A 19,529-nucleotide genomic window follows, 5' to 3' on the forward strand; every position below is an offset into this window, starting at 1 on the left:
GCACCGGCCCCGGCGCGGCCCTGATCGCCTGAACGTGCATTATTTCGGCGGCGGCCATGAATGACGCATCGCATCTGACATTGCTTGCCGCGGACGACCAGCATCATGCTCCCGGGCTGGTCTGGGCCTATCATGCTGCTCCCGGCAAAGCTCCCGAACCACTGGCGCCCCGAGACATAGAGGCCGCGCTCGCCTCAGCGGACGGCTGGGTCTGGCTGCATGTCGACCTTGTCGACCGGCGCGCCCATTCCTGGGTCAGCCATGCCTGCGCGCTGCCGGCGTCGGCTCATGCAATCCTCGAAGGACATGAGGACAGCCTAGTGCTGGCGCATGAGAATGGCGTCGTCCACGGCATTTCGGCCGACTTGCACGGCGAGATCGCCCATCAGTCGACGACCATCGGCAGATTGCATTTTGCGGTCTCCGAGCGGCTGCTGGTCACCGGCCGCCGGCATCCGCTGGCGGCGGTGGAGGAAGTGCACACTGCCCTTGCCGCGGGACTGCGGCCGGCCACGGCATTCGAGCTGTTCGAAATGCTGGTCATGGCTTTTTGCAAGACCACCAGCCTGCGGCTCGCTACAGCGACGAAGCGGCTCGATGCAGTCGAGGATCATCTCGTGACCGAGCGGCTTGCCAACGAAAGACGGCAGCTGAAGGATGTGCGCCGCCTTGCCGTATCCCTGCATCGGCCGATCGCGGCCCTGGCAGCGCTTTTCCAGGGTGAAGACCGTTCCGCCTGGAACCTTTCCGCCGACGCACATGAAGTTCTGCGCCGGCTTGCTGCGCGCCTTGAACGGCTCGACCGCGAGGTCGTCATGATCAACGACCGGGCAAGACTGCTGCAGGAGGAGCTTGCCGCCGAGCTTGCCGACGAATCGAACCGTAGCCTCAAGGCGCTGGCGGTGATGAGCGCGCTGCTTTTGCCGGGCACGCTGATCGTCGGCATTTTCGGCATGAACACAGGCGGACTGCCATTTGCCGAGAGTCCCAGCGGCTTCTTCCTGGCGATGCTGCTGGCGGCCTGTTCTACTGGCTTCTGCTGCGTGCCGGCGCCAATCTGCGGTTCTGAACCCGATTAATGGCGGCGTTCGTTCACCTGTGTCAAAGTACGGGCTGGCACGTTGAAACCACGCCTCGCCTTCCGAAAATCGGTTCCGATTTTCGGGCCGATGCGCTAGAGCCTTTCGGGATTGAACCGAGCTGCCTTCAACCCGGAAAGGCTCCCACCGCTGCCCATGCCCCATCTTCCCGAGCATCTTCTCACCGGCTACCGCAGTTTCATGAGCGGCCGCTATCTCACCGAAAGCGGCCGTTATCGCTCGCTGGCGCGGGAGGGCCAGGCACCGGAAACGATGATCGTCGCCTGCTGCGATTCGCGGGCCGCGCCCGAAGCGATCTTCGATGCCGGGCCCGGCGAGCTGTTCGTGCTGCGCAATGTCGGCAATCTGGTGCCGCCCTATGCGCCCGACGATCAGTTCCACTCGACATCGGCGGCGCTCGAATTTGCCGTGCAGAGCCTCAAGGTCAAGAACATCGTGGTGATGGGCCACGGCCGCTGCGGCGGCATCCGCGCGGCACTCGACACCACGGCCGCACCCTTGTCGCCGGGCGATTTCATCGGCAAGTGGATGAGCCTGATCGCGCCCGCGGCCGAGACCGTATCGTCGAGCACCTTCATGACCGCGACCGAGCGCCAGACGGCGCTGGAGCGCATCTCGATCCGCTATTCCATAGCCAATCTGCGCACCTTCCCTTGTGTTTCGATCCTCGAAGGCAAGGGGCGACTGTCACTGCAAGGTGCCTGGTTCGATATTTCGACCGGCGAGCTTTGGGTGATGAACAAGGACACAGGCGATTTCGAGCGGCCGGAGACGGAGTAGGAGACGAGGCATGATGCGAGCTCGGTTCGCGTTCGCGGCGGCAGCGCTGCTGTGCTCGGCAAATATCGCCCGCGCCGACGATAGCGCGATCATAGACCGCTGGTATTCGGCACTGCTGGTCGCCGACCGCACCGAATTGTCGGACCTGCTTGCCGACAACGTCCGCATCAAGCTCGACGACCTCGGCGTCGTGCAAAGCAAGCAGGAATTCATCGCCTCGATCGCCGAGTGGCAGGACGCCGTCGCCGGGGCCGAAATCCGCCATCGGATCGAGAAGACGGAGGGCGGCGTCACCACTGTGATCGCCTGCTATGATTTTCCCAGTAACGACATGCTGATGCAGGAGACTTTCGCGATCGCCAACGACCAGATCAGCGCCAGTTCGCAAGCCGCGATCGCCGAAAACTGCGACGGCTACTGACGAAATTTGGTCTTGCGCTTCTCGGGGGATAGGCGCTGGAATTGCCGGCGTCAATTCGGACCTGTCCACGTCACGTGGTTACGCAGGTGGGAACGCCAATGCGACAAGCCATGCGGTCAATCCACTCACAACGACGGTCGCGCCCTGCAAAAGTGCACTGTTACCGGAATTCGAAATCTTATGTGTTGGAGGGCAATGATGGGCAATCAATTCAATCTTTTCCTGTCGCACAGAGATGAAATCGTTTTCAACCATGCCTTGTCCAAGGGTGTTGAGAATATAGTATTCGTCAAGCCGTCCATCGAAGATGGCGATACCCCCATTTTTTGGGAGCCCATCCGAGAAGAAGAACGGTCTTTTAAAAACAGAAGAGTTCTGATATCGTCAAAGGATTTTTTAAACAACATAGTCCTTGAGCGTGACGCTGAAAATAAATGTTTGCAAGTTAGTTCAAGATTATCTCCGGTAATTGAATATGATATAAATCTGTGGCGCGGCGATGTAATGTTGCCTGGCAGAATGTACTATAATTTAGACTGGTCGGAAGGCGATATGAGGAAAGAATACGACGCATACTTTAGTCGTGTTTTCAAGTTGTCTAAATCTAACCTAAATAAAATTAGAAATAGTCACGGAAGCGTTATCTATCTCGGAAACGAAATGATGCCTGAATTTTACAACGAGACCATGGATTTTAGATTATTATAGATGGGAATTACCGTTACAGTGCACTTTTTGCTGCGCTGCGCGCGAGTGGGCATCCTGGTTCGCATACGAGTCGTGGGCACGCATCAGTGTTAACCAGCCGCGCTGTTGCGCGCAATCGGCCGGCGCCCTACATCGGTGACGCCCGCCTCCCGCCACTCAGCGAAAGTTTGCCCATGCCGTCCACCGTCGACCTCGCCGCCCATCCGCTGACCGCATGGCAAGGGCCGCTCGGCCTGCCTGATTTCACGCGCATCGGCGACGGCGATTTTTCTCCGGTCTTCGACGCGGCCATGAAGGCGCACGAGGCCGAGATCGAGGCGATTGCCGGCAACACCGGGACACCGACGATCGAAAACACGCTTGCCTCGCTCGAGCTTGCCGGCGAGGCGCTCGACCATGTCTCCTCGATCTTCTGGTGCCGCGCCGGCGCCCACACCAATGAGGCGATCCAGGCGCTGGAGCGCGACATCTCGCCAAAGATGTCGCGGCACTTCTCGGCAATCTCGATGAACGAACGCCTGTTCGCCCGCATCGACCACCTCTATCAGCACCGCGATGCTTTGAAGCTCGATGCCGAAACGCTGCGGGTGCTGGAAAAGACCTGGAAAAACTTCGTCCGCTCCGGCGCCAGGCTCGACGCCGAAGGCAAGAAGCGGCTGGCCTCGATCAACGAGGAATTGTCGTCGCTCGGCACCAATTTCAGCCAGAACGTGCTTGCCGATGAGCGCGACTGGGCGTTGTTCCTCGACGAGGCCGACCTTGCCGGCCTGCCGGAGTTCCTGAAAAGCTCGATGGCGGGAGCCGCCGAGATGCGCGGCCAGAAGGGCCGCTACGCCGTCACTTTGTCGCGTTCAATCTACGAGCCGTTCTCGACCTTCTCAGAGCGCCGCGATCTACGCGAGACAGCGTTCCGCGCCTTCATCATGCGTGGTCAGAATGGCGGCGCCACCGACAACACGGACGTGGTGCGCGACATGCTGCGCCTGCGCGCCGAGAAGGCGAAGCTGCTCGGCTATCCTTCCTACGCCGCATTGAAGCTCGACGATACTATGGCCAAGACGCCGGAGGCGGTGCACGCGCTGCTCGATCCGGTCTGGGAAAAGGCGGTGGAAAAGGCCGCAAGCGACCAGGCCGAATTGCAGCGGCTGGCGGCCGAGGCCGGCAGCAACGAGAAATTCGCTGCCTGGGACTGGCGCTTCTATCAGGAGAAGCTGCGCGCAGAGAAATTCGCCTTCGACGAGGCCGAGCTGAAGCCGTACCTGCAGCTAGACCGCATCATCGACGCCTGTTTCGACGTGGCAACACGATTGTTCGGCATTTCTTTCGAAGAAAAGAAGGGCATTGCCACCTGGCATCCGGACGCACGTGTTTTCGTGGTGAAGAATGCCGACGGCAGCGAGCGCGGCCTGTTCCTCGCCGACTATTTCGCGCGGCCCTCGAAGCGCTCCGGCGCCTGGATGAGCGCGCTGAAATCCGGTTATAGGCTTGGCCCTGGCTCGAAGCCGGTCATCTACAACATCATGAATTTCGCCAAGCCGCCGGCCGGCGAGGCCGCCTTGCTGTCGGTCGATGAGGCCAAGACCCTGTTCCACGAATTCGGTCATGCCCTGCACGGCATGCTGACCGACGTCACTTGGCCGTCGGTCGCGGGCACGTCGGTCAGCCGCGATTTCGTCGAACTGCCCTCGCAGCTTTACGAGCACTGGCTGACGGTGCCGGCGGTGCTGGAAAAACATGCGCTGCATGTCAAGACCGGCATGCCGATGCCAAAGGCGCTGGTCGACAAAATGCTGGCGGCGCGCACCTTCGGTGCCGGTTTCGCCACGGTCGAGTTCACGGCCTCGGCGTTGGTCGACATGGCCTATCACGCGCGGCCGGACGCGGCGGATCAGCCGCTTCGTTTCGAAGCCGAAACGCTCGAAAAGCTCAACATGCCCGACACCATCGCCATGCGTCACCGCACCCCGCATTTCGGCCACATCTTTGCCGGCGATGGCTATTCTGCCGGCTATTACTCCTACATGTGGTCGGAAGTGCTTGACGCCGATGCGTTCGCCGCCTTCGAGGAAACAGGCGATCCCTTCAACCCGGCGCTGGCCGAGCGGCTGCGCAAGAACATCTACGCCGCCGGCGGCTCGAAGGACCCGGAAGAACTCTACACCGCCTTCCGCGGCAAGATGCCGTCACCGGAAGCGATGATGGCCAAGCGCGGGCTGGTGTGATGCATGCCCGCTCTTGTCACCGGTTCTCTTTCCATCCTGATTGATCTCGGCCGCCGTCATGGCGTCGGGTTACGCACCGCCTGATCCGGTTTCCGCCGGTCCCGTTCGGCCTCGTTGGTTGCGGCCGCGTCGTTGAGGTGACTGCACTTAATGCGGTCTCCATCGTTCCGGCCGAAGGAGCCGCGTTCATGGCGGCGCTACGGGCTGTGCGGGGTAGGCAACGACAGCTTGCCCGCTATGCTGATCGGCCGCTGCCGCATCCGGACCGCGCCTTGCGACGACCGCTACGGAAACTCTCAGTCGCGAACGTCAGCCCCGCCAACGGAAGGCGGGGCTGGTAAGTTGATTGTCCCGGCAAGCTTTTTTGCCGGGGCGATTGGCCTAGGCAGGCACAAAGCCAAAATAGGCTTTGTAGGAAGCCCCCTCGCCGGAAATCAGGGGCGTTTCCACTTTGAACCCAATCCCGCTGAAGGTGGTATTGTTCGTACGTGCCGCGAGCAACACCATCTGCTTTGCGGAGATGGTCACTGTCGCGCTCCCGATCCTGTCATCGCCCCAATCGAAGAGATCGCTGATGGCGCCGCCGATCGATGGCATCAAGGATCCCAGGGCCGGGCCGGCTATCGCGGCAATGATAGGTCCTGCCACCGGAATGAGGCCCAAAGCCAGCGTACCCGCCGTATGGACGCCCATCACGACCTTCTGCACTTCGTCCTTGTACTTGTTCGGATCGCCGAAATCATTTTCCATCAGCACCGTACCGATATTGATGCCGTAGGGCTTACCTCGATAGACCTCCATCAGGTCGGGTCTCGTATCTCCCGCATCGACGTCGCCATAGACCTGGCTGCGCTTGGTGTCGGCGATCCGCGGCGTTGCCACGCTGACGATGACATAGGGCTCGTCCGCACCACCCGGCCCCTGATCCCAGTCGGTCTCGCCGAAGCAATGGAGGCCGGTATAGTGGACGACGACGTCTCGAAGGTCGATCGCGCCGGTGTCGGGCCACCAGTATATGCCGCCGTTTTCAAACAGATTGGCGCGGCCTCCTTCGGCAAATTCGGTCTCGTCGGTCGTGGGATAGCCCAGATATGACTGTTCCCAGCCCAGGCTCTCCCACTTCTTGCGGATGTCACCGTACACCACGTTGGCTCCTGTGTTCGGTGTCCAGTAGATCGAGCCGGCATTGGCAAAATGGTTGTAGCGCCCGACGCCGTCGGGAGTTCCGGTTTCGTCGGTGACCGGATAGCCGAGAACCGAGCGCTCCCAGCCCATTGCTGCCCATTTGCCGCGAATTGCCCCCCAAATCGCTTGAGCACCGGTGTTCGGTGTCCAGTAGATCGAAGCGGTATTGTTGTTGAAGTGATTGTATCGGCCGACGCCGTCGGGAGTTCCGGTTTCGTCGGTGCAGGGAATGCCCCACGCGAGACCGCCAAGCGCAATCCACTTCCTGTAGATTTCGCCATGGATCTCAAAGGCGTTGTGCATGGCATCGTTGTAGCAAATGCATGAGCCGTTCTTGAGATACCAGGCTTTTCCAGTGTCCTTCCTGTCGATCTCGGCGAAGCCGGCGCCTCCAAGGGAGTTGTACTTTTGCTGTATGACGGCTTCCGGCGAGAGGAGCGACCAAGGCCCGATCCTGAGCTGATCGGAAAGTCTTGTGGCTCCAGCGCGGATGGTGCCGGCACGCACTCTCGAAGTTGCTCTGGCAGTATACGGCATGACCTTTTCCTTCCTGTGAGTGTTGGTATCGGGGGCTTCAGGCCTCCGGCGATCGGTTTTGATCGACGGGCCGAGGTTCCCAGACCGCGACTTACGGACGGCTTACGGAGTTCCGAGCTGCGCCAGAGCAATTCCAGGAAAAGTGTGGAACGGTTTTCCGTCCGGAATTGCGCAAAAATAAAGAGATAGAGCGGTTCGGCGTTTCCGTGAAACGATGAACCGGTCTAGAGAAACGGGCGCACGAGCGAACGCAGCAAAGGCGAGGGCTCGTCATCGCCGGTCGAAGCGAGCGCGCGTTCATAGCGCCGGTAATCCTCGATGGCGCCGGCATGGTCGTTCCTGGAGAGGCTCTCCTGGATGAGCGTGCCATGGAGTTTGGCCGATTCCGGGTAGAAATCGAGCGCACGCCGGCACGCCTGGCGTGCCCGATCCGCGTTGCCTTGGCTCTGCCAGTGTTTGGCGATCCGCACGGCGAGCTCCACAAACCCGTCCCGCACCCGGTCGGCCGCGGCGTTCGACCAGACGGGCATCGGGCCATTCGAGAAAAGCGGGCCGACAAAGCCTTCCAGCAGCATCTCCTGCTCCTCGATTGCGCTGTCTCTTGGGCCCGACAGAACGGGTTTCAGCCGGTCTTCCCAATCCTGCAGATCGATCCAGACCTTGTCGGCAGCGAGCCGCAAACGGCCTTCTCTCAGCGTTACGAGTTCGCCTTGCCCGAGCAATTTGCGCAGACGATGCAGCGCCTGCTCCAAGGCCGCTTTGGCCTGGTCGCCGTCGAGGTCGGGCCAGAGCCAATCCTGCAGGGTTTCCACCGAACAGACCTGGTCCCTCGACAGGCAGATAATGCGCAATATGTCGAGCGCGCGGGTAGGTTTGGCACCGGGCGCGACCTCGGCGCCATCGATTTCGAGGCGGAAGCCTCCCATCAAGTGGATCCTGAGCGGCCAAGGCCACTGGGCGGGTCGGCCAGCGGGCGGGACCAGATATCGCGCCCGAACGACGCGGCGGCAGAGATCGATGTCGATCTTTCGCTCCAGCGCATCGGCGACCAGATCGGCCAATAGGTCCGGCAGGTTGAGCAGGATTGCGGAGGGGTTGACCTGGCGCAACGCCTCCATGAATTCAGCCAGACGACTGCCATAGGACGCGCCGCCGTTCCACTTCTGCTCCAGGGCCTGAGCGGCCAGAATGTTGAGTTCGACGCGCTGGCGAGGGCCGCCGCTCAGCCTTTCGACGATCTCCTGGAGTAGCGCAATGGCCTCCGCTGGACGCCGATCGGCCAGCAGGACCTGGTATTTGGTGACGTAATGCGGCCAGCGTTCGATCATCGGCTCATTCGCCCGCTCGATCGCATCCATGAAGGCATCGCAGTCGAGATAAGCCTTGACGAAGTTGCCGTTGCGCGTGTGCATCGCCGCGTGGCAGTCGGCGACTACAGCGACCTGGGTTGTGAACCTGCTGTCCGCGATCTCGCCCAGCCGGGAGACGAGCGCATTGAATTCCGAGAACCTGTTGTGAAGCTTCATCAGCAATTGAAGCTGATAGAGCGCGCTGAACTCGACGCCCCGTAAGGCGTGCTGCTCGCCTATCGCCGTTGCGCGTCGCAACGCATCCTCGGCCGAGGCATAGACAAAACCGCGCCGCGAATAGGGGAAGTAACGGCCGCTGGCCGAGCCAAAGGACACCAGCCACATGCCGAGCACCAGCGGCGGGATATCCGAATGTTCGAGATCGGCGGCAACGCTGTCCACGGCATTGGCAAAAATGTCGCGCTGCCCCGACGAGGTCGCGTAGTCGATGAGCGCTTCGCTTGCCAGCAGGCGCAACTCGACCGAATCCTCGATCGGCAGATGTGTCAGGCGCTGCTGGATATCATTCACGAGGCGTTTCGCGTCATGGGCGTCGAATTCGCCAGGTTCGGCGAAATCGACGGCCCGCAGGATGCCGAGCCTGACCATCATGAGTTCCTCCGGATCCAACTCCGGCAATCCCTTGGCAAGAACCTGTGAGGCTCGGCGCGTCCAATCCGCCAGCCCCTCATGCGTACGCCAGCTGGCGGTCTTGACTACGACCGCCCGCGCGACCGTCAGGCATTGGCCGCGCATGTCGGTGTTCTCGAATGCTTGCCATGCCTTGGAGAAGTGCGGTTCGGCCTTCGCATCGTCCGATGCGAAGGCGACGCCCAGCCAATAATGGACCCACCCGTCCATCTGGTCGGGGGGCAGCCTGTTGCACCATTCGACCAAGCTGGCCCGGCGCCCTTGCGAGAGAACGCCGTTAGCGCACTCCAGAATGAGCTGGCGTGCCAGCGGCCAGGCGCCCGCCTGCAACGCCAGCACGATTGCCGCGTCGGTTTTGCCTGCCTCGTGCAGGACCTTTGCTGCCTGCTCGCGCAGCCTGGAACGGTCCGATTCCGTCACGCGCCGGTCCAGTAGGCCGGCAAGGTATTCGCGCAACAAGTCATGCAGTTGGAAGGCGGCGCCGCCCGGACCGTCGCGCGTGATCAGCAGCTGGCGATGCTGCAGCCGCACCAGCAGGCGAGCAGCCTGCGGCGAGCCCAGGAACGCATCGGCAAGCTCCGTGCTGATCTCCGGCAGAACGTTGAGCCTGATAAGCAGATCCTGGTCCTCCGGCGCGATGTCGCGCAGGAAATAACGTCCGACAATCTCCCGAAGGCCGGCGCCTCCGGCAAGGCCGGTCTGCGAAAGCGGGTAGTACATTCCGGCGTTGGCCAGCAGGAGAAGGCCCACCGCCCAGCCGCGCGCCTCCGAAATGTCGCCGACCTCGGACGGCGATTGCGAGCGGGCGGTGACGAGGTTGCGAGCCTCCGCAGGCGAAAACTCCAGCAGCGTTTGGTTGAGGACCGGCAACTGTCCCGACAGCACGAGGTCGGCGACATCGCCCTCGGGCAGCATCCGCGATGTGCAGATGCAGCGGACGGTGTTGGGGCGTTCGCGCAACAGGATCGCCAGTGTCCGGCGAAAGCCTGGCGCATCGGCACGATGCAGATCGTCGAGGACCAGGATCGTGCCCGGATCAAGCCGCGAGAAATAGGTGCGGAAGAACAGCCGCGCGAAATCGTCGGAATTGTCGGCATATTCCGGACCAAAGACCGGCATGCCGGCATGCCTGCCGTCGAGCGACAGCGTCAGATAGTGGAAAAGGCGCGCAACGTCCTGGTCCTCGGTGTCGACCCGATACCAGTTGTACGCCGATTCGCCTTGCTTCATCCCGCCTTGTTCCAGCCCTCCGTGTTCCAGCCCTCCGTGTTCCAGAAAGTCGATCACCGCGGTGGTCTTGCCGTATCCACCAGGCGCAGCCAGCCAGCATGCACCGCTGTCGAGGGCCTGCGAAAGCAGCGCCACTACGCGCCGACGGCTGACAATTCCCACTGGCCGGGGTGCCGAGAGCTTCGCTATGTCGCGCGGCGCGTCGCGGAAGGATTTATCCATTGTGAGGACTCTCGCAGCGCAGTCGCCTCGCGAAAACAGGTAATCGGTTCGCCCGCAACAACAAATCGCCGGCCGGCGTTGTGCTCGCCTGACGTGCCGTGCTCGCCGGCAAGGTCGCGGTTATCCCTTGTGCGACATGATATGCGAAACCCCGACACTCACGTCGGCGGTGTGTCTTGCCATCACTGCGTTCATTCGCATTGCAATCGTCGCATAGGCGTTTCGTTCGTGGTCGGTAACTTCCGAGGGCTTGAAGAGCCAAGGAAGGGGTGCAACCTGCGCGTCCTCGAAATTGGCCGGCAGATTCGATGGCAAGGCCTTTTTTCCTAAAGGCAGCTCTAGCCCAAGGTCACTAAATTCGTCCTCGAGGCTGGCGTGCAGATGAGAAAGCACCACATAGATCGCCAGCTTTGATCTAGTCCTTTCTGTGTTGTTTTGATTGTACTCGTGAAGAACCTCATCGAACGATGGCGATACGTCGCTTTCCGCAGCGGTAGCTCGTGTTGCAACAGCACCGGCCAGGGCAGTCGCTGCCATTCCTGTAAGACCTACAAAATCACGCCTTGTCGCGCTGGTCATGGTGAATTCCCCTCGGTTTTGAAGACGGACCAAGTCTGGCAAGGACGAGGCGCAGTGGCAATAGGCCGCATACGCTACTGGTGTAGAGGGTCTTTACGTCGCCGATGTGAATCCACCCGGCAACGATAGTGCCAAGCCGCCAGCAGGCTGCAATGCGTTCGCGAGCTTCGTCTGAGAGACGCCGTGAAGCCAAGGAGGATTTCCTTGGAATTCATCCAGGCAAAGGGTGCGAAAAAATCCGCTGGTGGAGCTGAGGAGGATCGAACTCCTGACCTCGTCATTGCGAACGACGCGCTCTCCCAGCTGAGCTACAGCCCCGTCCAGCGGATGGGGCTTTTATCGGCCGCTGCGGTTTCCTGTCAAGGCTGCGCGTGCTGCCGAAATGCCGTTCGGCCGTTCGTCCGGCTTCGCCATGCGGCGGAAGGCGGCTCTTGCCGCTTTCACCTACAGTGGCTACATGTCGGCAACAATCGGAGACCGGCATGATCGCCCTCATTCAGACCATTGTCATGGCGCTTGACCTTTACTGGTGGATCATCATCGCCTCGGCGATATTTTCCTGGCTCTACGCCTTCAACGTCGTCAACTCGCGCAACCAGTTCGTCGACACCATCAGCAACATGCTCTATCGGCTGACCGAGCCGGCGCTTCGGCCGATCCGCCGCTTCATGCCCGACCTCGGCGGCATCGACATCTCGCCGATCATCCTGCTGCTGATCCTGTTCTTCATCCGGCAGTTCCTGCTCACCACCGTGCTTTCGCTGGTCGTCTGAGCCCAGGGCGTCCATGAGTGCGCCGTTCCGCACGCGCGCCGACGGCATCGACCTGTTCGTCCGGCTGACGCCGAAAGCGGCGATGGACAGGCTGGAGGGCATCGAAACATCGGTGGATGGGCGAAGCTATCTAAAAGCCCGCGTCCGCGCCGTGCCGGAAAACGGAGCCGCCAATCGAGCGCTGGAAAGGCTGGTAGCTAAGGCGCTTGGCGTGCCGGCATCGGCCGTCTCGATCGCTGCCGGCGGCACAGCTCGGCTGAAGACGCTGCGCGTGCTTGGCGATCCCGCGGCGCTGGCGAAACGCATCGATACGCTGGGCACGTCTGCGCCATGATCTCGGCTCGCTCACTTACCCCGCAAAAAAGGCCGGGCTGCAAAGCCCGGCCAGATGTGAAGGTCGAAAACCTTCAGAGGGGAACGCGCCGGACGAATGGGAGGAAACATCCGACGCACATTGCATATGGGTTGGCGTCGACGACGTTTCAATGAGCCCGGGGGAACCACCTTCGCGAACAGGCTTTTAAACATTTCGACTATCTGATCAGCAGCTCGACGCGGTCGATCCGTCCTATCGCGACCGATGCGGCAGGACACCAACCGCAACCCCGCCCGAAAGCTCAATATGACCGCCACTCGAGTCCTATTCTTCGATGTTCTGGGAACCGTCGTTGATTGGCGCAGCGGTATCGCAAGGGAGGCCGGCTCCTTCCTGGCGCGAAACGGTGCACAGCAGGTCGATCCCGGTGAATTCGCCGATACGTGGGCGTCGCGCTATGACGCCTCGACCGAGGCGGTGCGGACGGGGCACCGGCCTTTCGTTTCACTCGACGTGATCAACAGGGAGAATCTGGACGCCACCCTCGTCCAGTTCGGGCTGGCCCCATCCGAGCTGCCGACCGCCGAACTTGAGGAACTCAACCTCGCCTGGCGCCGGCTGGAGCCGTGGCCCGATTCGCTGAAAGGCCTTGCGAGGCTGAAGGAACGCTTCATCATCGTGCCCTTGTCAGGGGCCAATACCCGGCTGTTGCTGGATATGGCCAAGCGCGCCGGCCTGCCTTGGGACACCGTCCTTGGCTCGGATGTGTTCGGCACCTACAAGCCTGCGCCGCAGGCTTATCTCCGTGCAGTGGAGATCCTGGGGGTGCGACCTGCGGAGGCCGTGTTAGTCGCCGCGCATAATGACGACCTGGCTGCGGCGCGAAGGTGCGGTATCGGAACCGCCTTTGTTGCTCGGCCAAAAGAGCATGGCCCGGCGCAGACGACCGATCTCTCGCCTCTTGAGAGCTGGGACTTTGTGGCCGACGACCTTGTCCATCTCGCCCACGTTCTCCCGTAGGCCGAGGGCAGAAAACCTAAGCGATGTCGTCGCGGATGCAGGCCTTCAGATGGCCCTCGGCTGTCGCCCTCAGCGGCGGTACAGCCCCGGCGCAAGCTTCCACCGCAAACGGGCAACGGGTTCGGAAAACACAGCCCGACGGCGGGTTTGCCGGGCTTGGAATATCGCCCTTGAGCACTTGTCGGTCTTGCCTGGCCAGCGGATCGAGCGATGGAATGGCTGACAGCAGCGCGCGCGTGTAGGGATGCTGCGGCCGGGCATAAAGCTCGGCCGCCGGCGCAACTTCCATGATGCGCCCGAGATAGAGCACGATGACCGTGTCGCAGATGTACTCGACGACGGCCAGATCGTGCGAAATGAACAGCATGGTCAGGCCGAGCCGGAGCTGCAGGTCGCGCAACAGATTGATGATTTGCGCCTGGATCGAGACGTCGAGTGCCGAGACCGGCTCGTCGGCAACGATGAATTCCGGCTCGAGCGTCAGCGCCCGGGCGATGCCGATGCGCTGGCGCTGGCCGCCCGAAAATTCATGGGCGTAGCGGTCATAGGCGTCGACCGGCAACTCGACCGCGGCAAGTGCCTTCTCGGCCTTCGCCCGCCGCTCGGACTTCTTGCCGATGCCTTGAATGTCCAGGCCTTCGGTGAGGATCTGCCCTATCGTCATGCGCGGCGACAGGCTGGCGAAGGGATCCTGGAAAATATACTGCATCTTGCGGCGCTGGCGGCGCAACTGGGCGGCACCCAGCCTGGTGATGTCGGTGCCGTCATAGTTGATTTGGCCGGATGTCGGCTCGATCAGACGCAGCACCGAGCGGCCGATCGTCGTCTTGCCGGACCCGGATTCGCCGACCAGGCCGACCACCTGGCCACGCCTGATATCGAAGGAAATATCCTCCAACGCCCTTACGACGGGTCCGCGCGAGAACGCTGTCGGCGCAAAATGCTTGGTCAGGTTTTTGACAGCGAGGAAAGGGGCGTCGGCCATCAGAGCTCCTCCCAACGCAGGCAGCGGCTTTGCTGGGTCGGCGTCGCCCCAAACAAGGGCGGGACCGCGGCGCGGCAGGCAGCGATAGCCATCGGGCAACGCGGCGCGAAGGAACAGCCCTTGGGCAGCAAGGCGAGCGACGGAACATTTCCGGCAATGGTCGGCAGCGGCGTCCCCGCCGCCTTCAGCGCCGTGGCCTGGCCGAGCCGCGGCACCGAGCGCATCAACCCTGCGGTATAGGGATGACGCGGACGGGTGAACACTTCGCTCACCGGACCTGTTTCGACGATACGCCCGGCATACATCACCGCCACCCGGTCGGCGATTTCGGCGACGACTCCGAGATTGTGGGTGACGAACAGGATGCCCATGCCGCGCTGCGCCTGCAGCTCGGCCAAAAGATCGAGGATCTGGGCCTGTATGGTGACGTCCAGCGCGGTCGTCGGCTCGTCGGCGATCAGCAAGCCCGGATCGCAGGACAGCGCCATGGCGATGGTGGCGCGCTGGCGCATCCCGCCCGAAAGTTCGTGCGGATATTGCCGCGCCCGCCGCTTCGGATCGGGAATGCCGACCTGTTCCAGCAGCCGCACCGCGTCTGCTGCTGCTTCGCGGTGCGACTTGCCGAGATGGATGCGGATCGGTTCGGCGATCTGCTCGCCGATCGTGTAGACCGGGTTGAGGCTGGTCATCGGCTCCTGGAACACCATGCCGATCTCGTTGCCGCGTATCTTGCGCAGCGACTCGGCATCGAGGCTGGTCAGCTCGGTGACCGTGCCGTTCTTGCGCCGCAGCGCGATCGACCCCTCTGCGATATGTCCGACCCTTTTCGGCAACAGGCCGATGATCGACAGGCTGGTGACGGACTTGCCGGATCCGGATTCGCCGACGAGCGCCACCGTCTCGCCGGAGCCGATCGTCAGGTCGACATCCGTTACCGCCGCGATGTCGCGCCCCGCGATGCGGAACACCGCGCGCAGGCCGGAAATCGAGAGGATCGGCGCGACACTCAGCGGAGCAGCCCCACGTCGCGAAGGATCATGTCGACCTTCGCGGTTTCCTCCTCGTTCAGGCTGCGTTGCGGCCGCGCCATGGTGTTGGAGGCAATGATGCCGAGGCTCTTCATCGCCGCCTTGAAGGCGCCGACGCCGGCCGAGCCGGCGCTTGTCCTGCCGAGCGAGATCCAGACGATCTCGAACAGCTTTAACAGCCGCTCCTGCTCCAGGCGGGCTTCGGCATGCTGGCCCGCCTGCGTCAGCTTCCACAGCCTGACATAACCATGCGGGTCGACATTGGCGAGCCCCGGCACGACGCCATGCGCACCCATCGCCAGCACGCTATCGACCAGTATCTCGGAGCCGGTCATGCCGAAGAAGCCGGGGTCGTCGGCCATGTCCTTGAGCACGTAACGCAGATTGCCGTCATCGCCGCTGGAATCCTTGATGCCCGCGATGGCGCCTTCCCTGGCGAGGCCGACCGTGGTCTTGCGCTCCAGCTTGACGTGGACGCAGACCGGGATGTCGTAGGCGATGACCGGAATGTCGATCGCATCCTTGATATAGCGGAAGTGGTCGCCGATCTCCGGCTGGCTGGTGCGGGTATAAAACGGCGCGGTGACGACGATGGCGTCGGCGCCGGCCGATCTGGCGATCCGGGCGTGGTTGATGACGCGGTCGGTCGTCGGGTCGATGACCCCGGCGAAGATCGGAACCCGGCCGTTATTGACCTTGACCGCGTGCTCGAGGACGGCCCTGCGGCCCGCCTCGTCGTGGAAGACCACCTCGCTGGTCGAGCCGAGCACGAACAGCCCGTGAACGCCGCCGTCGAGCAGGTTCTCGATGGTGCGGGTGAACGACGGAAAGTCGATGCTGAAATCGGCATTGAGCGGGGTGACGACAGGTGGCACGACGCCGGTAAACAGGGGCATTTTGATGAACCTTTGAGGTCAGTTGAGATCGGAGCGGGGGTCGAATGCGTCGCGCAAGCCGTCGCCGATGAAGTTGATGGCGAGCACGGTGAGCACCAGTGCGGCGCCCGGGAACATCCATTGCCAGGGGTAATTTTCAAGCACGACGGTGGAGCGGGCGAGATTGAGCATGTTGCCCCAGCTGGCTTCGGGCGGTGCGATGCCGAGGCCGAGGAAGGACAGGCCGGCCTCGAGCAGGATGGCGTTGGCGATCTGCAAGGTGGCGTAGACGACCAGGATATCGATGCAATTGGGCAGGCCGTGCCGGAACAAGAGATGCGGCAGCCCTGCCCCCATGCCGCGGGCGGCAACGACGAAATCGCGCTCGCGCAGTTCGAGCAGCCGGGCGCGCACCATGCGCGACAGCACCGGCCAGGAGAGCAGCGAGATCACCAGTATGGTCGGCGCGATGCCGGTGCCGGCGATCGAAGCCAGCACCAGCAGGAAGATCACCGGCGGCAGCGTCATCGCCAGATCGACCAGGCGCATCACCGTGCCGTCGACGAGGCGCCCGCCAAAGCTGGCGACGGCGCCGACCAGGAAGCCGATGACGGTGGAGATGGCGACCGAGCTGACGGCAACCAGCAATGAGATCCGCCCGCCTTGCAGCAACCGGGCCATGACGTCGCGCCCGACGCCGTCGCTGCCCAGCCAATGAATGGCCGACGGCGCCTTGTTCATTGCTCGGAGGTCGATGGTGTTAGGACCGAACGGCCACCACAAAGGATACGTCGAAACCGCCAGCAGGATCGGGATGACGATCAAAAGCCCGGCACGCGCCGCGCGGTTTTCAAAAAAGCGGTCGAGCGCGCGGCGAAGCGGGCCTTTGGTTTGCGGCACGGCTGTCGGGTCAACTGTAGGATCTGGCGCCGTGATTGCCATCATGCCACCTGAATGCGCGGGTCGACGACGGCATAGACGACGTCGGTCAAGAGGTTGACCAGGATGACGCAAACGCCGATCACCAGGGTAGCGCCCATGATCACCGGGTAATCGCGGGTGCCGACGGCGTTGACCAGAAGCAGTCCCATGCCCGGCCAGTTGAACACGCTTTCCAGGAAGATGGCGCCGCCGATGGCGATGCCGACAGTCGAGCCGATCAAGGTAATGACCGGCAAGAGCGCATTGCGGGTCGCGTGCTTGATGATAACCCAGAACTCGCGCACGCCCTTGGCACGCGCCGTCCGCACGTAATCCTGGTTGAGCACTTCCAGCAGCGAGGCGCGCATGTAACGCATGATCAGCGCGGCATGGCCGACGGACAGCAGGCAGGCGGGCAGGACGAGGTGCGCAAGCACATCCGTCGCCGAGAACGGCGCACCCGCGGTCTGCATGCCGCCGGACGGCGCCCAGCGCAGCAGCACCGAGAAGAAATAGAGACCGAGCAGCGCTGTCAGAAAAGCCGGGCTGGAGATACCGATAAACGACAGCACCGACAGCGCGATGTCGGATGGTTCGTTACGGCGCACCGCGCTGAAAATGCCGGCGGAAATGCCGAGCACGATGGCGATCGCCAGGCCCGTACCCATCAGCAGCGCCGTCGGGCCGATGCGTTCCATGACCAGTGGCAGCACGGCAACGCCGCTGCGCTGGATCGAATAGCCGAAGTCACCGCTCAGCGCCGCGCGCAGCCAGGCGAGATATTGCACGGGAAGCGGCCGATCGAGCCCGAGCCGTTCGCGCAGGCCCTCGAGGTCGGAAGCCGACATGGGGACCGATGGGTTGATATAGGCGTCGATCGGATCGCCCGGCGCCAGCCGCAACAGGATGAAGATGAGGACGCTGAGCGCGACCAGCATCAGCAATCCTGTGGCGCTGCGGCGGGCGATGAAGCTCAACATGGGCTTTCCGTGGCGGTGGCAGGCGGCGCCAAAGTGGTCCCGCCTGCTCGCTTGGTTGCGGGTTTCTTACTGGATGTCCCAGCGCTCGGGGTGAGCTGCGTAGGGGCCGCCGCCCGGCGCCGGCGTCCAGACGAAGTCATGCAGCTTGTTGGAGGCTACGCCATAGCGGTTGGCCACCCACAACGTCGCCCAGGGTAGCTCCTTGTTCATCACCTTGCAGACCCCCTGCCAGGATTGATCGAGCTTGGCCGGATCGGTTTGGCCTAGCGCGGCGTCCAATGCGGTGCTCAGATCGTCGAACTCGATGCGCATGGTGTTGAAGCCTGCCGGCGGGATCTGCGACTTGTTGAGGCCGGGATTGAGGCCGGCCGGGTTGGGGCCGTTCTGCAGGCCGGCATAGACCATCGGAAAGGCGTTCCAGTCCGGCGTGCCTTGCTTGTAGACGATGCCGTTGTAGGTCGGCGTATCGACGACCCGCGGCACCACATTGATGCCGACCTCGGCCAGCATCGACTGGACAGCGGCCATCACATTGGCCGCTTGCGGCGAGCCGTAATAGGTCAGCAAGGTGATCGGCTTGTCGCCGTTGATCTTGTCCCAGCCGGCCTCGCTCAGCAGCGCCTTGGCCTTTGCCGGATCGTAGGCATAGGGTTCGAGGCCTGCGGGAACGAGATGCGGCGCGACATAGCCGCAATTGGCTGGCTCGGCGGCACCGCCGTAGAGGCTGTCGATGATGGCGTTGCGATCGATCGCGTACATGATCGCCTGGCGGACACGGATATCCCTAAACAGGTCGACCTTCTGGTTCAGGCCGATATAGTTGACCACGTACGAGGCACCTTCGATCACCTTGAAATTGCTGTCGCTCTTGAACGATGCCGCATCGTCGGGCTCGACATAGGTGAACTGGATTTCGCCGGCACGGAGTGCGGCAACGGCCGCCGCCGGCGACTCGAAATAGCGGTTGATGAGCACGTCTACCTTCGGCTTGCCGCCGCGATAATCGTCATCGGCTGCCAGTTCGACATATTGGTCGGTCACGTAGCGCTTGAACTTGAACGGGCCGGTGCCGACCGGTGTGGTCGACCACCAGGTGCTTGTCGCCAGCGATTCCGGCGGCAGAGCGGCCAGGGCATGCTCCGGCAGGATCATCAGCTGCGAGAGGATGGATAGAAACGAGCCGTTCGGTTTCGATAGCTTCACCACTGCGGTGTGGTCATCCGGGGCATCGACCGAGGCGATGTTGGCGAGGCGGGCGGCAAACAGGCTGCCGGAGGCCTTGTTCTTGGCAAGCTCGAGGGTGAACTTGACGTCCTTCGAGGTGAACGGTTTGCCGTCATGCCAGGTCTCGTTGACCAGGTTGAACGTATAGCTCAGCTGGTCGTCGCTGATCTTGTAGTCCTTGGCGAGGTCGCCTTCGATATCGGCCAGCCCGGCATTGTAGATGACCAGCGGTTCAAAATAGGTGCTGAGCCAGGTGTAGCCGCCGGTCGCCACCAGCGGGTTGAAGTTCTTGGGAAAACCGCCGGGGCCGACGTCGAAGCCGCCCGCAATGGTCTTGGCGCTTTGTGCCTGGACACTGGTCAATGGGGCAATGCTGGCGAGCAGCAGCCCGGCGACTGAGAATGCGATGGTCCTGATACGCAT

The 19,529-nt window shown here is 62.4% G+C and carries 17 protein-coding genes and 1 tRNA gene; 8 read left to right on the plus strand and 10 right to left on the minus strand.

The features are described 5' to 3' along the window. Nucleotides 1-56: 56 nt before the first annotated feature. From NKI58_RS13095 to NKI58_RS13115, 5 genes are all read left to right on the plus strand, one after another. Nucleotides 57-1,079: a transporter gene (locus NKI58_RS13095; protein ID WP_352782957.1), complete on the plus strand. Its 1,023-nt coding sequence runs from the start codon at nucleotides 57-59 to the stop codon at nucleotides 1,077-1,079. Between the two features lie 156 nt (nucleotides 1,080-1,235). After that, nucleotides 1,236-1,880, plus strand: coding sequence for a carbonic anhydrase (locus NKI58_RS13100; protein ID WP_352853325.1), 645 nt, complete (start codon nucleotides 1,236-1,238; stop codon nucleotides 1,878-1,880). Between the two features lie 13 nt (nucleotides 1,881-1,893). Next, nucleotides 1,894-2,301, plus strand: coding sequence for a nuclear transport factor 2 family protein (locus NKI58_RS13105; protein ID WP_352574921.1), 408 nt, complete (start codon nucleotides 1,894-1,896; stop codon nucleotides 2,299-2,301). A 198-nt stretch (nucleotides 2,302-2,499) separates the two neighbouring features. Further along, the gene (locus NKI58_RS13110; protein ID WP_352782955.1) at nucleotides 2,500-3,009 is read left to right on the plus strand and encodes a hypothetical protein; all 510 of its coding nucleotides are present in this window, start codon (nucleotides 2,500-2,502) and stop codon (nucleotides 3,007-3,009) included. A gap of 167 nt (nucleotides 3,010-3,176) precedes the next feature. Next, the gene (locus NKI58_RS13115) at nucleotides 3,177-5,231 is read left to right on the plus strand and encodes a M3 family metallopeptidase (protein ID WP_352574919.1); all 2,055 of its coding nucleotides are present in this window, start codon (nucleotides 3,177-3,179) and stop codon (nucleotides 5,229-5,231) included. Between the two features lie 381 nt (nucleotides 5,232-5,612). Here NKI58_RS13115 and NKI58_RS13120 read toward each other — a convergent pair whose 3' ends face one another. From NKI58_RS13120 to NKI58_RS13135, 4 genes are all read right to left on the minus strand, one after another. Then, nucleotides 5,613-6,953, minus strand: a complete 1,341-nt coding sequence (locus tag NKI58_RS13120) for an LGFP repeat-containing protein (protein WP_352574568.1) — start codon at nucleotides 6,951-6,953, stop codon at nucleotides 5,613-5,615. A 224-nt stretch (nucleotides 6,954-7,177) separates the two neighbouring features. Then, nucleotides 7,178-10,405, minus strand: a complete 3,228-nt coding sequence (locus tag NKI58_RS13125; RefSeq protein WP_352824152.1) for an AfsR/SARP family transcriptional regulator — start codon at nucleotides 10,403-10,405, stop codon at nucleotides 7,178-7,180. Between the two features lie 120 nt (nucleotides 10,406-10,525). Next, nucleotides 10,526-10,984, minus strand: coding sequence for a hypothetical protein (locus tag NKI58_RS13130; protein WP_352782949.1), 459 nt, complete (start codon nucleotides 10,982-10,984; stop codon nucleotides 10,526-10,528). Nucleotides 10,985-11,226: 242 nt separating this feature from the next. Next, nucleotides 11,227-11,302 (minus strand) — tRNA-Ala (locus tag NKI58_RS13135). 164 nt (nucleotides 11,303-11,466) lie between these two features. Here NKI58_RS13135 and NKI58_RS13140 point away from each other — a divergent pair. From NKI58_RS13140 to NKI58_RS13150, 3 genes are all read left to right on the plus strand, one after another. Beyond that, nucleotides 11,467-11,757 (plus strand): YggT family protein, encoded by a 291-nt coding sequence (locus NKI58_RS13140; RefSeq protein WP_023678162.1) that lies wholly within the window; start codon nucleotides 11,467-11,469, stop codon nucleotides 11,755-11,757. A 13-nt stretch (nucleotides 11,758-11,770) separates the two neighbouring features. Further along, nucleotides 11,771-12,091 carry a DUF167 family protein gene (locus tag NKI58_RS13145; RefSeq protein ID WP_352782947.1) on the plus strand — a complete coding sequence of 107 codons (321 nt, stop codon included), beginning with the start codon at nucleotides 11,771-11,773 and terminating at the stop codon, nucleotides 12,089-12,091. A 246-nt stretch (nucleotides 12,092-12,337) separates the two neighbouring features. Beyond that, entirely contained in the window at nucleotides 12,338-13,093 is a 756-nt protein-coding gene (locus NKI58_RS13150) for a haloacid dehalogenase type II (RefSeq protein ID WP_352853326.1), read from the plus strand. A 16-nt stretch (nucleotides 13,094-13,109) separates the two neighbouring features. Here NKI58_RS13150 and NKI58_RS13155 read toward each other — a convergent pair whose 3' ends face one another. The 6 genes from NKI58_RS13155 to NKI58_RS13180 all read right to left on the minus strand — a co-directional run bounded on the left by NKI58_RS13155 (nucleotide 13,110) and on the right by NKI58_RS13180 (nucleotide 19,529). After that, nucleotides 13,110-14,078: an ABC transporter ATP-binding protein gene (locus NKI58_RS13155; protein ID WP_352724381.1), complete on the minus strand. Its 969-nt coding sequence runs from the start codon at nucleotides 14,076-14,078 to the stop codon at nucleotides 13,110-13,112. Continuing rightward, nucleotides 14,078-15,088 carry an ABC transporter ATP-binding protein gene (locus tag NKI58_RS13160; RefSeq protein ID WP_352783633.1) on the minus strand — a complete coding sequence of 337 codons (1,011 nt, stop codon included), beginning with the start codon at nucleotides 15,086-15,088 and terminating at the stop codon, nucleotides 14,078-14,080. Before NKI58_RS13160 ends, NKI58_RS13155 begins: the two co-directional genes overlap by 1 nt. Next, nucleotides 15,085-16,002, minus strand: a complete 918-nt coding sequence (locus NKI58_RS13165) for a dihydrodipicolinate synthase family protein (RefSeq protein WP_352569475.1) — start codon at nucleotides 16,000-16,002, stop codon at nucleotides 15,085-15,087. The genes NKI58_RS13160 and NKI58_RS13165 overlap by 4 nt, the downstream gene beginning before the upstream one ends. 18 nt (nucleotides 16,003-16,020) lie before the next feature. Continuing rightward, complete coding sequence (locus NKI58_RS13170; RefSeq protein WP_023678168.1) at nucleotides 16,021-16,926, minus strand: ABC transporter permease; 906 nt, start codon at nucleotides 16,924-16,926, stop codon at nucleotides 16,021-16,023. After that, nucleotides 16,923-17,882, minus strand: a complete 960-nt coding sequence (locus NKI58_RS13175; protein ID WP_023678169.1) for an ABC transporter permease — start codon at nucleotides 17,880-17,882, stop codon at nucleotides 16,923-16,925. The genes NKI58_RS13170 and NKI58_RS13175 overlap by 4 nt, the downstream gene beginning before the upstream one ends. Nucleotides 17,883-17,948: 66 nt before the next feature. After that, nucleotides 17,949-19,529 (minus strand): ABC transporter substrate-binding protein, encoded by a 1,581-nt coding sequence (locus tag NKI58_RS13180; RefSeq protein ID WP_023678170.1) that lies wholly within the window; start codon nucleotides 19,527-19,529, stop codon nucleotides 17,949-17,951.

Origin of the sequence: Mesorhizobium sp. M0522 (assembly GCF_040321085.1) — a bacterium.
Classification (GTDB): domain Bacteria; phylum Pseudomonadota; class Alphaproteobacteria; order Rhizobiales; family Rhizobiaceae; genus Mesorhizobium.

Bases quoted from the DNA above. Each gene is read 5' to 3' on its own strand.
- NKI58_RS13095 (WP_352782957.1), top strand. From the start codon at position 57: ATGAATGACGCATCGCATCTGACATTGCTTGCCGCGGACGACCAGCAT.
- NKI58_RS13100 (WP_352853325.1), top strand. From the start codon at position 1,236: ATGCCCCATCTTCCCGAGCATCTTCTCACCGGCTACCGCAGTTTCATG.
- NKI58_RS13105 (WP_352574921.1), top strand. From the start codon at position 1,894: ATGCGAGCTCGGTTCGCGTTCGCGGCGGCAGCGCTGCTGTGCTCGGCA.
- NKI58_RS13110 (WP_352782955.1), top strand. From the start codon at position 2,500: ATGGGCAATCAATTCAATCTTTTCCTGTCGCACAGAGATGAAATCGTT.
- NKI58_RS13120 (WP_352574568.1), bottom strand. From the start codon at position 6,953: ATGCCGTATACTGCCAGAGCAACTTCGAGAGTGCGTGCCGGCACCATC.
- NKI58_RS13125 (WP_352824152.1), bottom strand. From the start codon at position 10,405: ATGGATAAATCCTTCCGCGACGCGCCGCGCGACATAGCGAAGCTCTCG.
- NKI58_RS13130 (WP_352782949.1), bottom strand. From the start codon at position 10,984: ATGACCAGCGCGACAAGGCGTGATTTTGTAGGTCTTACAGGAATGGCA.
- NKI58_RS13140 (WP_023678162.1), top strand. From the start codon at position 11,467: ATGATCGCCCTCATTCAGACCATTGTCATGGCGCTTGACCTTTACTGG.
- NKI58_RS13145 (WP_352782947.1), top strand. From the start codon at position 11,771: ATGAGTGCGCCGTTCCGCACGCGCGCCGACGGCATCGACCTGTTCGTC.
- NKI58_RS13150 (WP_352853326.1), top strand. From the start codon at position 12,338: ATGCGGCAGGACACCAACCGCAACCCCGCCCGAAAGCTCAATATGACC.
- NKI58_RS13155 (WP_352724381.1), bottom strand. From the start codon at position 14,078: ATGGCCGACGCCCCTTTCCTCGCTGTCAAAAACCTGACCAAGCATTTT.
- NKI58_RS13165 (WP_352569475.1), bottom strand. From the start codon at position 16,002: ATGCCCCTGTTTACCGGCGTCGTGCCACCTGTCGTCACCCCGCTCAAT.
- NKI58_RS13170 (WP_023678168.1), bottom strand. From the start codon at position 16,926: ATGATGGCAATCACGGCGCCAGATCCTACAGTTGACCCGACAGCCGTG.
- NKI58_RS13175 (WP_023678169.1), bottom strand. From the start codon at position 17,882: ATGTTGAGCTTCATCGCCCGCCGCAGCGCCACAGGATTGCTGATGCTG.
- NKI58_RS13180 (WP_023678170.1), bottom strand. From the start codon at position 19,529: ATGCGTATCAGGACCATCGCATTCTCAGTCGCCGGGCTGCTGCTCGCC.